This window comes from Acinetobacter sp. YH12098, assembly GCF_013419235.1.
Lineage (GTDB): Bacteria > Pseudomonadota > Gammaproteobacteria > Pseudomonadales > Moraxellaceae > Acinetobacter > Acinetobacter amyesii.
Map to the genome: position 1 here is coordinate 37,543 of NZ_VPAO01000004.1, position 15,608 is coordinate 53,150.

A 15,608-nucleotide genomic window follows, 5' to 3' on the forward strand; every position below is an offset into this window, starting at 1 on the left:
GGGTAAAACCAATATCACGTTAAAGTTTATGGGTCTGCGGTTGAACGCCCAAACGTCGATATTGTTTATATTTTTCACGCCCGATAATTTTAGCGGGTTCGTTATTTTCAATAATTTCGATAATGTGACTAAAACTTGCGAACTGTTCAAGTGCTTGATCGTTAAAATTAAACACAATCCAGTCGGCTTGCTCAGGCAATTGGGCAGAAATACAGACCGTTGCCTCGGGTTGATCGATACCATGGGGAATGAAACCTGTGTGATCGAAACTCCACAGGCGTTCATCAAGTTGTTGCTGTAAGTCTGGGTCAGCACAATGTAGCCAAATACGTACAGGCTGACGCAGGATCTTACGGCATAAACGACAAGTGCTTTCGACTTGTCGTTCAGGACTTTTTTCAAATAAATAAAAGCTAACTTTAGCCATTCGCTTGAGCACGATTCGCTAAGAATTGCATTAATAATGGTACAGGACGACCTGTTGCGCCTTTATTTGCACCAGAGTTCCATGCAGTCCCAGCAATGTCTAAATGCGCCCAACGATATTCACGCGTAAAGCGTTGAAGGAAACAAGCAGCTGTTACAGAACCTGCTTTTGGACCACCAATGTTGGCAATATCTGCAAATGGAGAATCAAGTTGTTCTTGATAATCTTCAATCACTGGCATACGCCATACGCGGTCAAAGCTGTGTTGACCCGCAGCAGTCAATTCAGCCGCAAGTTCATCATCAGGGGTGAACATACCAGTAAGGACTGAACCCAGTGCCACGACACATGCACCTGTGAGTGTTGCGATATCAATCACCAGTGCAGGGTTAAAGCGTTTTACATAGGTCAAGGTATCGCACAGAACCAAACGACCTTCGGCATCGGTATTTAAAATTTCAACGGTTTGACCGCTCATGGTGGTTACGATGTCACCCGGGCGAGTGGCATGACCAGACGGCATGTTTTCTGCAGCAGCAATTGCGCCGACCACATGAATCGGTAATTTCGCTTCACACAGCGCACGGATGGTACCCAAAACTGATGCAGAGCCGCACATGTCGAATTTCATTTCGTCCATGCCCGCACCCGGCTTAAGTGAGATACCACCCGTATCAAAAGTCACGCCTTTACCAACAAGCACTACAGGGGCTTCTTCACGATTTGAAAGGTATTCGATGGTAATAATACGGCCTGGACGGTCAGAACCTTTGCTCACAGCAAGGAAAGCACCCATACCGAGATCAGCCATTTGCTGTTCATCGAGTACAGTCACTTTGAGTTGATCTGGGAATTCAGCTGCAAGTGCTTGAGCTTGTTCGGCTAAATATTCAGGGAAACAGATATTGCCCGGACGGTTACCTAGGTCACGGGTAAAGCTTTGACCTGATTGCACTGCAGAAATTAATTCAAGCTGTGCAGTGGTTAATGGGCTTTCAGCAGCGATTAAATGGATCTGCTCTAAAACGAATTCATTTTTCTTAGACTTGTATTCATCAAATGCATAAGCCGCTTGGGTCAGGCTAAGTGCAAATAAATAATGTTGTTCTTGTGGTAGAGCAGAGATATCGACACTGATCTGTTTGAATTTTTTTTGTGACGCTTTAATAATGGTTTGTGCAATTTTTGCAAATTTATTGACCTGTAATTCAGCAACTTTGCCGAGACCTAAAAGTGCGCTATTGCGACAAGCGGCAATGTTCGCCACCAAAGGCAGGCTTTCATTGAGTGCTGCTTTAAATTGAGTCGCGTCAATTAAATTATCTAAATCATTGATTTGATATGAAGTAGCTGCATTTGTAACGTGCTCAGAATCTACTAATATCAACAAATATTGGCTGGACGCATTCGCTTGGAATGACGTATTAATAGAAAGTTTCATGTGCGGTATTTATGCCTTTTTAAATTTATAAACCATTAAACCATTGAAACATTTATATGAATAGAGTTTCAATGAGCAACAAGGGTATAGGTTTTATATTTTCTACATTCGGGTAAACTAACGCTAGTTTTTATTGGCCCTATTTTTGGAAGAATTAATTTGATTATTCGGCGTTATCTGGTCAAGCAAGTGGTGTCGACATCACTGGTTGTGATTGCCTTATTGACCTTGATCATGATGGGTGGTCGTTTGATCAAGTACTTTGGTGTGGCGGCGCAGGGTCGTTTAGATGCAAGTATTTTATTTAGCATCATTGGCTACCGTTTGCCTGAGTTTTTAACCTTAATTCTTCCGCTCGGTTTCTTTATTGGTCTGATGTTGGTCTTTGGTCGTCTGTATGTCGATCATGAAATGGCTGTGCTCAATGGTAGTGGTGTCAGTCGAAATCAATTGTCACGTTTATTGGTGCCGATGACTGTGGTCTTTATGGCTGTTCAAGCATTTTTGATGCTGTGGGCTTCGCCTTGGGGCATCCGTCAGTTTGAAGCATTAACGACTTCACAAGCGGTACGAACAGGCTTTGACTTGGTTCGACCAAAAGAGTTTATTTCCTCTGGGCCCTATACCATTTATGCAGGGGACTTGTCAGAAGACCGTAAAAACTTAAAAGATATTTTCTTCTATCAGCGTGCAGAAAAGGAGGGTAAGCCTGATGTCATTATTTTGGCAAAAGAAGCGACCCGCGTCGAAGTGCCCAATGATAATGCCAATGTCGTTGATTTAGTTGAAGGTCGCCGTTACGAAATCTATCCGGGACAACCGCGTTATTCTCAAGCTGAATTCCAAAGTTATCGTTTACGTTTAGAAAATGATAAAGAAGCAAAATTTGAAAGTACCGAAGTAGAAGCTTTACCTACCTCGAAGTTATGGGATAACCGTAACGATCCTGTGGTTGCCAGCGAACTCGGTTGGCGGATGTTTGTGCCGTTCGCTATTTTGGTGGCGTTATTACTCGCTACCGCTTTGTCTGAAGTGAGTCCTCGTCAAGGGCGTTACCTGAAACTGTTCCCAGCCTTACTTATTTTTGCCAGTTTAATCGTAGCCTTAATGGCGATCAAAACGCGGATCAGTAAAGATGAAATGGGCATCTGGGCTTATCCACTGGTCTTAGTGATTTACGGCATTGCAGCAGCATTGTTCTCGCGTAAACAAAAATTAGCGCCCAAAATTAAGAAACAAATTCAGCGAGTGAGGTCTTAAAATGTTGGCACGTCGTATAGTTGCAAAACATGTGACCAAAACTACTGCTTTAGCCATGCTTGGTGCGACCGCGGTATTGGCTGGCTTACAAGTGCTTTTTACTTATTTAGGTGAATTGGGCTCGCTGAAAGAAGGTTATAACGCATGGAATGCTTTGCAGTATGTGTTATGGAGTTCACCGAATTATTTATATGAAATTTTACCGATTTCAGCCTTGATTGGCGCGGTATTGGGTTTAGGGACTCTAGCTTCAAACAGTGAATTGATTGTGATGCGTTCGGTCGGCATCAGCCTTTGGCGGATTGTGGGCTGGGTGATTCGTTCAGCACTCATTTTGGTGGTTTTATCCTTTGCATTAAGCGAATGGGTCATTCCCTATACAAATGAACAAGCCAAAAGCGTCAAAAGTCACCGCACTGCGGCTGAACTGGGCGAAGTCAAAGGCTATTGGTCACGTGAAGGCCAACGCTTTATTTATATTGACTATGCCAATTCACAAGGTCAAATTAAAGATGTTCAGGTTATTGATTTTGATCAAAAATATCGTTTGCGAGGCACTTTGGATGCTGAGCAAGGGAATTTTGTCAAAAATGGTTCTTGGTCGCTGCAAAATTCAACCCAAGTGGATCTATTAGCGACGGGTGATGCTGTAGCGAAGCAAAATGCTGAACAACCGCTTTCATTGGCCTTGCAACCCAAATATGTGCATATGGTTACCATTGACCCTGAAGATTTATCACCAAGTCAATTGGTGAGCTTTATGAGCTATATGCATGAATATAGCCAAGTCCCGAAGACCTACCAATTGGCGTTTTGGCAAAAGTTTGGTTCGCCCTTTGCTTTAATTGCCTTAGTGGTGATTGCGTGTTCATTTATTTTTGGACCTTTACGTCAACAGTCGATGGGTTTCCGCTTGGTGATTGCCTTATTTGCTGGACTGGGCTTTTACTACTTACAAGATTTCTTGGGTTATGCAAGTTTGGTGTACGCTCCATCGCCTGCATGGTTCGTCTTTATACCAATTATTTTGATGTTTGTAGCGGGTGGCTATCTGCTGCACCGCGCACGTTAAGTGCATGCAAGATTGAGTAAAACAATGTTGATGACCTAGATAAACCATGGTTGTCACATAGAGTCTTCACCGAAAATTCGGTAAGATAGTATGATTAATTTATAAACGAAAGAGTGTTCATTATGACGGATGCAACTGCTGGCAAAATCCCACACGTATTGGTAATTATGGATGGTGTGGGTCATCGCGAAGCGGTCGAGGACAATGCCTTTTTAGCAGCAAAACGACCTAACTTGACTGCAATGCAGGAAAAGCATCCGCATGGATTGATTTCAGGCTCTGGCGAAGACGTTGGTTTACCTGATGGTCAAATGGGTAACTCTGAAGTGGGTCACATGAACCTTGGTGCAGGACGTGTGCTGTATCAAGACTTTACTCGTATTACCAAAGATATTCGTACCGGTGCCTTCTTTGAACATGACGTATTAGTCGATGCGGTTGAAAAAGCCAAAGCTGCAAACCGTGCTGTACATATCATGGGCTTGTTGTCTGAAGGTGGTGTGCATTCACATGAAGATCACATTGTGGCGATGGCTGAATTGGCATTAAAACGCGGTGCAAAAGTTTATCTTCATGCATTCCTTGATGGTCGTGATACGCCACCAAAAAGCGCACAACCTTCGCTTGAAAAATTAGATGCGCTGTTTGCTCAGTATCCGGGTCAAGGTCGTATTGCTACCATGATTGGTCGTTACTTTGCGATGGACCGTGACAACCGTTGGGATCGTGTTGAGCAAGCCTATCGCCTATTAACTGAAGGTGAAGCAGTGCGCACTGCAGCGACTGCTGTTGAAGGTCTAGAGCAGGCTTATGCTGCTGAAGAATCAGATGAATTTGTGAAAGCGACGCGTATTGGTGATTTAGCACCGATCCAAGATGGTGATAGCGTTGTCTTTATGAACTTCCGTGCTGACCGTGCGCGTGAAATTACCAAAGCTTTTGTGGAAAAAGATTTTGCAGGTTTTGAACGTAAAGTGGTTCCTGCTTTATCAAAATTTGTCATGTTGACACGTTACCAAGCAACAATTGATGCACCTGTGGCTTATATGCCAGAAGCGTTGCATAACTCGATTGGTGAATACCTGTCTAATTTGGGTAAAACACAACTTCGTATTGCTGAAACTGAAAAATATGCACACGTGACCTTCTTCTTCAGTGGTGGTCGTGAAGATGAATATCCGGGTGAAAAACGTATTTTAATTCCATCACCAAACGTTGCGACTTATGACTTAAAACCAGAAATGAGTGCTTATGAAGTCACTGATGAGTTGGTTGCCGCAATTAACTCAGGTGAGTACGACTTACTCGTGGTGAACTATGCCAATGGTGATATGGTTGGTCATACTGGTGTGTTTGATGCAGCAGTCAAAGCAGTTGAGGCCGTAGACACGTGCTTAGGTCGTGTATATGAAGCTGTGATGGCAAATAAAGGTCACATGTTAGTGACCGCCGATCATGGTAACGTAGAGCAAATGCAAGATTACCAAAGTGGTCAGGTGCATACTCAACATACCACTGAACTTGTGCCGTTTATCTATGTTGGCCCGACCAATGCAACAATTGCAGAAGGTGGTGTTTTGGCTGACGTAGCGCCGACACTTTTAACGCTTATGCACATTCCTGTACCAACAGAAATGCAAGGTCGTAACTTGATTACTCTTGAAGCTTAAAATGTAAGGAAGCATGAATGACTAAAGCACACTGGACGTCAGTTGTAAGTCTTACAGCCTTGCTGCTGTGTTCTAGTCATTCGACATGGGGAGCCGATAATGCAAAGTCGGCTTTCGATGAATTTGATGGCAGCTATGAACAAAGTTATGCCGAAGTACCTGTCGAATCAATCCAACAATTTGTTCAAATCTATGGTATTGTCAAAGAAAATTATGTCGTTGAAAAAAATGACGATGCATTATTCCAACAAGCCATCAAAGGCATGGTCAGTGGTTTAGACCGCTATTCACGATATCTTTCATCTGAAGACTATAAGCAGCTTTTGCAATATACCGAAGGGGATATTGCGAGTGTCGATTTCAATTTGCGCTTTGATGCAGGTCTACAGCAATGGGTCATCACCAATTTAAAGCCTGATGCCGACTCAGCAAAGCTAGGTCTGAAAAATGGCGCGGCGGTGTTTAAAATTGATGATCAAGAACTCAAAAAACTTAATCAAGATCAAGTGCGACACCTGCTCACCGGCAGTATAGGCTCGACGCTGAATCTACAGCTGATAACTGCAAGTCAACCGATCAATTTGGTCAGAAACACTAAAGTTGAAACAGATATAGAATCTAAATTATTAAATAATCAGGTTTTAGTATTACACGTTAAAGTTTTTCAACAAGATACTGCCAATGAAATAAAGCGTTTAATTGAAAGCCATGGTTCACGTGTCAAAGCCGTATTGTTTGATTTAAGAAATAACCCCGGTGGGTTATTGTCCGCAGCTGTCGAGTCTGCCGATTTATTTTTGAATCAGGGCATTATTGTGTCGACACGAAGTCGATCTGAGGGTGACCAACAATTTCAGGCTTTACCAAGTTTTGAATTTCAAAATATGAAAGTCGGCATCTTAATCAACAATCGTTCTGCTTCTGCCGCAGAGGTCTTTACCGCAGCCTTAAAAGAGCATAAACGTGCATGGGTAGCGGGTGAGAAAAGTTATGGTAAAGGTGTGGTTCAAAAACTATTTCCATTGAGTAATGGTGCGGCTTTACAAATGACTGTGTCGCAATATCTGACCCCGAATGGCAAAATGATTGAAGGAATTGGGGTGCAGCCAGACTATAACTATCCGCTGCAACATGATGCGCGTGAAGATCACTATGTCGATCATGTTGCAGAGTTATTGCTGAATCAAAAATAAACAGCAATACGTTGGAAAGCTTTTACTCTTCGTCTTCGGTATCTAAACCGAATTTTTTCAAACGATAGCGCAATGAACGGAATGACATGCCTAATTTTTTTGCGGCAAGGGTTCGGTTCCAGTGGGTGATGTTCAACGCATTCATGAGCACTTCTTTTTCGATATTTTCTAAAAAGAGCTCTAAGCCTTCTTCAGGTAGTTTGCGAGGGACCACACTCTGTTCGTTGCTGTTTGCACCTAGCTGAGCGGATTCATTCGTTGTTGGAGCGGAATTGAACTGAGCACTTGGTTGTCTTAATGGCGCACTTTGCAGATGTTGAAGATCAATCTGATCATCATCGCAGAGGGTCATAGCGCGTTCGATAATATTGCGGAGTTCACGCACATTACCTGGATAATATTGGCTGAGCAGGAAACTCTTCGCACGTTCAGTTAGAGGCTTAGTAGCAATTTCCCATTCATGGCTAATTTTTTGAATAAAATGTTGCGCCAATAAGAGGATATCGTCGCCACGTTCACGTAAGGCAGGCAACACTAAATCCATCACATGGATGCGGAAGAATAAATCTTGGCGGAAGCGACCTTGTTGGACGAGTGCTTCTAAGTCCTGATGGCTGGCGCTGATCACACGGAAATCAACGTCAATTTCACAGTCTGAACCCACAGGACGAATACGTTTTTCCTGTACCGCACGTAGCAGTTTAACTTGCATGGCTAAAGGTAATTCGGCAATTTCATCCAGAAATAAGCTACCACCATGTGCAGATTGAATCAGACCTTGTTTGTCTTGGGTGGCACCACTAAAGCTGCCTTTTTTATGGCCAAAAAGTTCACTTTCCATTAACTCTGTGGGAATTGCCCCACAGTTAATAGCAATAAAGGGCCCTTCATTACGGTTGCTTAAACGGTGAACCAGATTGGCCACGACCTCTTTACCGGTACCAGATTCACCCGTAATAAAAACAGGTGCTTGTGAACGTGCAATTTTCTTTAGAGTTCGACGCAATTGCTGGATTGGGAGCGATTCACCAATCAACATTTTATGCTCTAAAGCATCTTGCGAAGTAATGTCTTCGTCCAAAGGCTTATTCAGGGCTTTTTGTAGCAGTTGTTCAAGATGTTTGGGATTGATCGGTTTGCTGACAAAATCGAATGCTCCCGCCTTTAATGCGGCAATGGCAATGTCCATGTTGCCATAGGCTGTAAGCACAGCAACGGGCAGGGCAGGACAGTGTTCATTCATCCAATCTAAGAGCTGTAGACCATTACCATCGGGTAAGTTGAGATCGGTTAGGCAGGCATCGTAGCTATAGGTAGACAAGGCTTTTTTAGCTTCGTCGAGGCGATGTGCAACATGCGTTTTAACCCCCATCCTTGATAAAGACATCTGCATCAGCATACATAAGTCTTCTTCGTCATCAACTAACAATACCAGTGGTTGTGAATCCACAGTTTTCCCCTAAAAACAATTAAATAACAGCTTGTAAGCACTCAATCCTAAAGCAAGCCCCCTGTTTTTGTTCTACATAGGAAAGCTGTGCTTGATTCGCTTCACAGAAGCTATGAGCAAGATATAATCCTAAACCAGTTCCAGTAATTTCGGTACTAAAAAATGGTTGAAATAACTGTGCGCGGTTTTGTAAAGCAACCCCATGACCGAAATCTCGGACATCGATCTGGACTTTTTTCTGATCCGTACGCGCCACCACTTCGATATACGACATGTCCGGATTGTTATGGCGAATCGCATTACGAATCAGGTTGATTAAAATTTGTCTAAACTGTGCCTCATCAAAATCGATCAAGGTTTTGGCCTGTACATTGAGCCGAATGTTCTGTTGAATGTCTGCCAGATCTTCTTGCAGGAACAGCGGTAAAAATTTTTCTAGATTCAGACGAGTCGGATGGGTTTCCTTATTGCGCACCATATTTAGGGTGTCTTGAATAATTCGGTCAATCCGCACCGCTTGACGTGAAATCATATGATTCAACATGTGCTGTTGTTCGGTATCACTTTGCGGATATAAATCATTGGCATGCACAATTGCGGCTAAAGGATTGCGAATTTCATGTGCAATACTGGCGGAGAGTTGCCCTAAAGCGGCTAATTTTAGTTGTTGCACTTGCTGATTGAGTTTTTGTGCATCTTGTAAAATCAGCAAGGTCAGCATTTGATGCGGCACAACGAGTTTTTGTACGAGTACCTGAATGTGGTATTGGCTTTGTTGCGATTCAAATTGAAATTTTTCCCCGCTTTTTAAATCTTCAAACTTGAGTAATTCAAATAAGTCGGGCTGCGTGGTATACAGTGGATATTGATCATGATGATAAGAATTTGGCATGCCGAGTAAATGGCAAGCAGCAGGATTACTCAGCACCACATGACAGTTTTCATCCAAAACCAAATAGCCCGTATCAATCTGTTCTAAAATATAGCGGTTAATGTTTTGTAGTCGATGTAGCTCTAAAGATTGCGAAAAATTCAGATTTTCCAATAACTGAAAACGTTTCACGGCAATTTGCGCACTGCCATACACTACACAAAATAAAAAAGCCAAAATCGCACTGTTGGTTAAATTTTTAAGTGAGGTAAATTCAAGAATTGAACCTAAAAACAGTTGATATACCACACAGATCACAGCGATGAGGGTGATGACCAAGGCTTTTTGGGCATCTAATAACAGGGATGCTGCAAAAATCGTAATCACAAACAGTAAACTCAAATGTAAATTAGGTCCATCGATGGCTAAGGTCAGTAAGCTCAGCGAAATGACATCTACAATGAATAACAGCAGTAACTGGTTTGGAATCCGGACTTTGAAACGTCCAAGCGACATGAATTGAATGCTGGTAAACAGCAAATAAATCGTCAATACATATAGGTATAAACGTGGGTATTCATAATCTGAAGTGAATTGAGTGTAGGTCAGTAAAAAGACCAGTAACAGACAGGCACTGATGATAAAGCGATAAGCACTGTACCAAAGGCCCAAATGATACTGGTTCAATTCACTATGAATTGAACGCTGTGTCATAAGTAACTGGATGTACGTTGTGTTAAGGTTTGATTAACCCGTAGCGAATCGCCAAGTGAGTTAGTTTGACATCACTATCAATATTCAGTTTTTCAAAAATGCGGTAACGGTAGGTATTCACTGTTTTAACGCTAACGAATAATTTATCAGAAATTTCTTGTGCACTAATACAATTGACCACCATCATGGCAACTTGCATTTCACGCTCAGACAGGGCGTCAAAAGGTGATTGTTGTGTATCAGACAAATATGAGCTGGCCAGTTGTTCTGCAATGTCTGCACTGAAATATTTGCCACCTTGCATCACTTTATTAATCGCACGGACCATTTCAGTGACTGGTGCACCTTTGGTGATATAGCCTTTGGCACCTGCTTTTAACAATAAAGACGGATAGGGTTCTTCAGCAAGTCCACTGACTGCGAGGACTTTTGTATCTGGCGCTGTTTGAAGTAGGCGACGTGTAGTTTCTACACCCCCGATACCTGGCATATTGACATCTAATAAAACAACATTTGGATGGTGTTGGCGAACAAGTGTAATCGCATCTTCACCCGATTCGGCTTGTCCAATGACTTGGACATCTGCATGGTCTTCGAGCATACGGCAAATACCAGTACGGACTAATTCATGGTCATCTACCACCAAAACTGTGATCACCTACACTCTCCCTCAAATCAAAATCTGTTTTTTTTGTTACATAAAGCAAAATAAGCTTGCAATGAAACGACAAAATTAGCAATCCTATTCTTATATGAAATAAAAAACTTCATACACAATGTGTGAGCAAAAAATGTTCGTAGTTGTGACCAATGTACGGCATATTGCTGGTCTTGCGCAAATGTTTAGTATCCTGAGTTGAGTGAGCAATGGTGAAAAAATTAAATAAATCCTTCATGCACGTTTTGGGCATGTCAATTTTATTCAGTATGAGCAGTTTCAGTTCTGCTGAAATTGTGATGAATAGTGCTGCAAATCAGCAGTCAAATATTAGCTGGTCATCTGAAGATGCAAACCAGTTACTCAACGGTGACGTGTCTTATAGCGCTGAAGAGCCATCTCCTCAAGGGTCAACGAAAGTGACTACTTCTGTACGTAGTACAGGCGGTGTGGTACAGACAGCACCATCGAAAACGGTCCGTATTATTGATACCAATCAATACGCAGGACAGCCCTCTGTAAATGCGCGTGCAGCACTGGTTATGGATGGTCAAACTGGTGAAGTGCTATATAGCAAAAATAGCAATACCGCTTTACCGATTGCATCAATTACCAAACTCATGACAGCAGTAGTGATTTCAGATGCCCGATTAAACATGTCTGAAAAGATTACCTTACAACAGTCTGATTTCTCATGTTCAGGCTGTAAAAGCTCAAGTTCAACGCTGCGTGCTGGCGACAGTATGAACCGCGCAGAAGCTTTGCTATTTGCTTTGATGAAATCTGAAAACCCAGCGGCTTCGGCATTAGCACGTACTTATCCAGGTGGTCGTTCTGCATTTATTTCAGCGATGAATGCGAAAGCACGCTCATTAGGGATGAATTCGACACATTATATGGAATCGACAGGTTTGCATCCTGGTAATGTCGCTTCGGCACGTGACTTGGGGATTTTGGTGAATACCGCTTCGCAGTATGGTTTGATTCGTCAATTTTCAACCACACCAAGTTATGACTTTAATTTGGGTTACCGCGTATTGAAATCAAACAATACCAATGCGTTAGTGCGTAATGGTGGTTGGAATATTAATATTTCAAAAACAGGATTTATTAATGAAGCAGGGCGCTGTGTTGTGATGCATACCACACTGAATAACCGTCCAGCGGTGGTGGTGTTATTGGGTGCGGATTCTTCAGTGGCACGAACCAATGATGCGACTCGTTTAATGAACTGGGCGAGCCAGTTACCAAAACGTATTTAACAAGATTTCAGATTTTTCATTCTTTCAGTATTTAGATTTACTCAACGTTTAAATGCTGAAGTGAATGCAAGATATAAAAAAAGCCCTGCAAGAGCAGGGCTTTTTTTTATTCAGTCAGCATATAAATTACATATTTGACAGAATTGAATCACGAACTTGATCCATAGTTGCATCAATCGACAACATTACGGCATCTTGGCATTGCTTGATGGCAGTGTCAGGATCTTTTAAACCGTTACCTGTTACAGTACATACGATCACAGAACCTTCAGCAATTTTACCTGCTTTGATGTCACGAATCGCGCCACCGATAGAAGCTGCAGAAGCAGGTTCTACGAATACACCTTCGTACATAGATAGTAGACGCTGTGCTTCTAAGATTTCAGCATCTTGCAGTTCGTCAAACCAACCTTCTGAGTCGCGGACTACGGCTTTAGCATGGTTCCAGCTTTGTGGATTACCAATACGGATCGCAGTTGCTACAGTTTCAGGGTTTTCTACAGGTGCGCCGCGTAGGAATGGTGCCGCGCCAGCAGCTTGGTAACCCACCATTGTTGGTAGACCCGCAGGTTTTGGACCTGTGAATTGATCAGTTTCAGGATCATAAACTACTTGTACAAATTCTTCTTTAGGCTGATTCGCCACAGCTTCGGTATAACCCATCCAGTGTGCTGTGATGTTACCCGCATTACCTACAGGTAGGCAGTGGTAGTCTGGTGCACGACCTAATTCGTCAACGATTTCGTAAGCAATGGTTTTTTGACCTTGCAGACGGTATGGGTTGATTGAGTTTACAATCGTAACTGGTGCTTGATCTGCAACTTCTTTTACAAGACGCATACCGTCATCGAAGTTACCGTGGATTTGCATCGTTACCGCGCCATACATCATCGCTTGTGCCATTTTACCCATGGCAATTTTGCCTTCTGGGATGAGCACAAATGCTTTAATGCCTGCACGTGCAGCATAAGCAGCCGCTGCAGCAGATGTATTACCTGTAGATGCACAGATAATTGCTTTAGAGCCTTCTTCAACTGCTTTTGTTACAGCCATGGTCATACCACGGTCTTTAAATGAACCAGTCGGGTTTAAGCCCTCGTACTTCACATAAATTTCAACATTTTTGCCAATAATGCGTGGAATATTTTCAAGCTTAATCAGTGGCGTATTACCTTCGCCCAAAGAAATTGCGCGAGTAGTTGCAGATACGGGTAAACGGTCGCGATAGCGGTCAACTAAACCAGTATAACGATTGGCATTAGACATGATGATGTTCCAATTGTGTGTAGAGCTTGGCGAGAGGAACTGAAATATTCCCCTCGACCCGATTAATTATCAAGCGATTCTAAACGAATTCGTACAATTTCGCCATGAATGACAGGCAATGCTTGAATTTGTTGAAGGGCTTCATCCATTTTAGATTCTTTGACTGGATCAGTCAGAATCACGATAGGAATAAGGTCTTTTAAGCGCGGCTGTTGCATGATCGCATCGATGCTAATTCCTGCACGGCTTAAAATCGTAGTGACATCAGCAAGAACGCCAGTTTGATCTTCGGCATTAATACGGATGTAGTATCCAGTGGTCATTTCTTCACGTGGAAGAATTGGTAAATCAGTTAGGGCTTCAAACGCAAGCTGTGGAATTGTGCCAGCACCATCTTCGGTATAGGAGATGTCACGGACAATATCGACAACATCAGCAACCACCGCTGATGCGGTCGGGCCTGCACCTGCACCTGCGCCATAGTAAAGCGTTGGACCAACGGCATTGGCTTGAACCAATACGGCATTTTTAACGCCATTTACATTGGCAATCAGTTGGTCTTCAGGGATCAGCGTTGGATGAACACGAAGCTCAATACCTGTTGCAGCACGACGTGCAATACCTAAATGTTTAATACGGAAACCGAGGTCTTCTGCATATTTGACATCTTGCGCAGTAACTTTGCTGATGCCTTCAGTGAAGACTTTGTCAAATTGGAGTGGGATACCAAAAGCAATAGAAGCCAGCAATGTTAACTTGTGCGCCGCATCGATCCCTTCGACGTCGAATGTTGGATCTGCTTCGGCATAACCGAGTTCTTGCGCTTCTTTGAGAACGTCTGCAAAGGCACGACCTTTTTCACGCATTTCAGTCAGGATAAAGTTACCAGTACCGTTAATGATACCTGCAAGCCAGTCAATTTTATTGGCTGCCAAACCCTCACGGAGGACTTTAATAATTGGGATACCACCTGCGACAGCTGCTTCATAAGCAATCTGAACGTGATGATCATCGGCCAATTTAAATAATTCATTACCGTGTTCAGCTAATAAAGCTTTGTTGGCTGTGACCACTTGTTTGCCATGAACGATTGCTTCACGAATCACTTCATACGCAGGGTGAATGCCGCCCATAACTTCAACCACAACGTCTACATCGGGTTGACGGACGATATCCAATAAATCAGCACTTTGCTTCACTGAAGCAGGCAGTTCTAAATCAGGACGAGGGCGACGCGTACCCACATGGGTAATTTCAATTTCACGACCGGTGCGACGTTTAATCTCAGCAGCATTTTCTTTTAGTAGTTTAAGGGCACCACCACCCACAGTACCAAGACCGAGGATTGCCAGACGAACTGGTTTCACGTCACACTCCATTTATTTCATCATTGCTTTAAGTGAGTTTAGATCATAGCTAAAAAAACGTTCGGACTCTAGGGTAGAAATCACTTTATTCCTACCCATAAAAAATATTCATTTAACCTATAAAAATTAGTTATTTAAGCGCACTTTCAAGTTCGGAAGCCGACATGTAAGCACCGATGTGTTTGCCTTCTGCGTTATAGATCGCTGGCGTACCATTCACACCAATATTTAGACCCATTTCATACATGCTGCGCACTGGGTTTTTACATGATGCTGGCTCGATTTGCTCACCGGCAATGGCTTTATCAAATGCGGCACGACGGTCTTTGCTACACCAGATAGTTTCCATCATTGGCATGTGTTGTTCACCACGTGGCCAAGCGATATAACGGACTTCAATGCCACGGGCATTAATATCATCCATTTGTTCATGTAATTTGTGGCAATAAGGACAGCTGACATCGGTAAACACATAAACCACGTGTTTAGTTTTACCTTTGGCTTTATAAATCAGTAGGTCTTCAGTTTTTAATTGATCAAATAATTTTTTGTTGGCCTCTGCTTGTAGGGTATCGCCTACATTAAAGAGTTGTTTTTCACCTAAACGAACCACGTCGCCTTGGAAAATGTATTTACCATCAGCTGTAGCATAGACCGCAGGCATGCCTTCAAAGCTTACCCAAAACAAATTAGGAACTTCAGTCGCTTTCACCCCAGTGACTTTGGCATTGATATTGGCTTTTTGCAGATTGGATTGCAAAGTATCAATTAAACGCTGCTGAGCATTACGTTCAGATAAATTCGAAGCTTCACCAGTTGCAGGCGTACTTGCCGTTAATGTCGCATCTTTCTTTTCGTCATTATTTGAATTAGAACAAGCCACTAACGCCATACTGGCAACAAGTGTCGATGCGAGAAAAATTTTTGAACGGGTAAATAACATAAACAACCCTTTTC

Annotated in this window: 13 protein-coding genes; 5 read left to right on the plus strand and 8 right to left on the minus strand. The window is 42.7% G+C overall.

Annotated elements, in window-relative coordinates:
• Window positions 1-19 precede the first annotated feature (19 nt).
• Together FTU38_RS01930 and FTU38_RS01935 are read right to left on the minus strand one after the other, a co-directional pair.
• The gene (locus FTU38_RS01930) at window positions 20-427 is read right to left on the minus strand and encodes a DNA polymerase III subunit chi (protein WP_078192594.1); all 408 of its coding nucleotides are present in this window, start codon (window positions 425-427) and stop codon (window positions 20-22) included.
• Complete coding sequence (locus FTU38_RS01935) at window positions 420-1,868, minus strand: leucyl aminopeptidase (protein ID WP_180110451.1); 1,449 nt, start codon at window positions 1,866-1,868, stop codon at window positions 420-422. Before FTU38_RS01935 ends, FTU38_RS01930 begins: the two co-directional genes overlap by 8 nt.
• A gap of 159 nt (window positions 1,869-2,027) precedes the next feature.
• On the opposite strand from FTU38_RS01935, the gene lptF reads away from it, so the two are divergent.
• The 4 genes from lptF (at window position 2,028) to FTU38_RS01955 (ending at window position 7,063) form a co-directional block, all read left to right on the plus strand.
• Window positions 2,028-3,128, plus strand: a complete 1,101-nt coding sequence (lptF, locus tag FTU38_RS01940; protein WP_180110452.1) for an LPS export ABC transporter permease LptF — start codon at window positions 2,028-2,030, stop codon at window positions 3,126-3,128.
• A 1-nt stretch (window position 3,129) separates the two neighbouring features.
• On the plus strand, window positions 3,130-4,200 hold the full coding sequence (gene lptG, locus FTU38_RS01945) for an LPS export ABC transporter permease LptG (RefSeq protein WP_180010687.1): 1,071 nt from the start codon (window positions 3,130-3,132) through the stop codon (window positions 4,198-4,200).
• Window positions 4,201-4,322: 122 nt separating this feature from the next.
• Window positions 4,323-5,870, plus strand: a complete 1,548-nt coding sequence (gene gpmI / locus FTU38_RS01950) for a 2,3-bisphosphoglycerate-independent phosphoglycerate mutase (protein ID WP_180084517.1) — start codon at window positions 4,323-4,325, stop codon at window positions 5,868-5,870.
• Between the two features lie 17 nt (window positions 5,871-5,887).
• The gene (locus FTU38_RS01955) at window positions 5,888-7,063 is read left to right on the plus strand and encodes a S41 family peptidase (protein WP_180110453.1); all 1,176 of its coding nucleotides are present in this window, start codon (window positions 5,888-5,890) and stop codon (window positions 7,061-7,063) included.
• 22 nt (window positions 7,064-7,085) lie between these two features.
• Here FTU38_RS01955 and FTU38_RS01960 read toward each other — a convergent pair whose 3' ends face one another.
• The 3 genes from FTU38_RS01960 to FTU38_RS01970 are packed head-to-tail and all read right to left on the minus strand — an operon-like array spanning window position 7,086 to window position 10,756.
• Window positions 7,086-8,513 carry a sigma-54 dependent transcriptional regulator gene (locus FTU38_RS01960; RefSeq protein WP_180004697.1) on the minus strand — a complete coding sequence of 476 codons (1,428 nt, stop codon included), beginning with the start codon at window positions 8,511-8,513 and terminating at the stop codon, window positions 7,086-7,088.
• Between the two features lie 19 nt (window positions 8,514-8,532).
• The gene (locus FTU38_RS01965; RefSeq protein ID WP_180110454.1) at window positions 8,533-10,098 is read right to left on the minus strand and encodes a PAS domain-containing sensor histidine kinase; all 1,566 of its coding nucleotides are present in this window, start codon (window positions 10,096-10,098) and stop codon (window positions 8,533-8,535) included.
• Between the two features lie 22 nt (window positions 10,099-10,120).
• A complete protein-coding gene (locus tag FTU38_RS01970) occupies window positions 10,121-10,756 on the minus strand; it encodes a response regulator (RefSeq protein ID WP_078189449.1) in 636 nt (211 codons plus the stop codon).
• A gap of 212 nt (window positions 10,757-10,968) precedes the next feature.
• Between FTU38_RS01970 and FTU38_RS01975 the strand changes: the two genes are divergently transcribed.
• Complete coding sequence (locus tag FTU38_RS01975) at window positions 10,969-12,018, plus strand: serine hydrolase (RefSeq protein WP_180004717.1); 1,050 nt, start codon at window positions 10,969-10,971, stop codon at window positions 12,016-12,018.
• 126 nt (window positions 12,019-12,144) lie between these two features.
• On the opposite strand, the gene thrC is transcribed toward FTU38_RS01975, so the two are convergent.
• The 3 genes from thrC to FTU38_RS01990 form a co-directional block, all read right to left on the minus strand.
• Window positions 12,145-13,284 carry a threonine synthase gene (gene thrC / locus FTU38_RS01980; RefSeq protein WP_078192584.1) on the minus strand — a complete coding sequence of 380 codons (1,140 nt, stop codon included), beginning with the start codon at window positions 13,282-13,284 and terminating at the stop codon, window positions 12,145-12,147.
• 62 nt (window positions 13,285-13,346) lie between these two features.
• Window positions 13,347-14,651 (minus strand): homoserine dehydrogenase, encoded by a 1,305-nt coding sequence (locus FTU38_RS01985; protein WP_078192857.1) that lies wholly within the window; start codon window positions 14,649-14,651, stop codon window positions 13,347-13,349.
• Window positions 14,652-14,781: 130 nt separating this feature from the next.
• Window positions 14,782-15,594 carry a DsbC family protein gene (locus FTU38_RS01990; protein ID WP_078189446.1) on the minus strand — a complete coding sequence of 271 codons (813 nt, stop codon included), beginning with the start codon at window positions 15,592-15,594 and terminating at the stop codon, window positions 14,782-14,784.
• Between the last annotated feature and the right edge of the window lie 14 nt (window positions 15,595-15,608).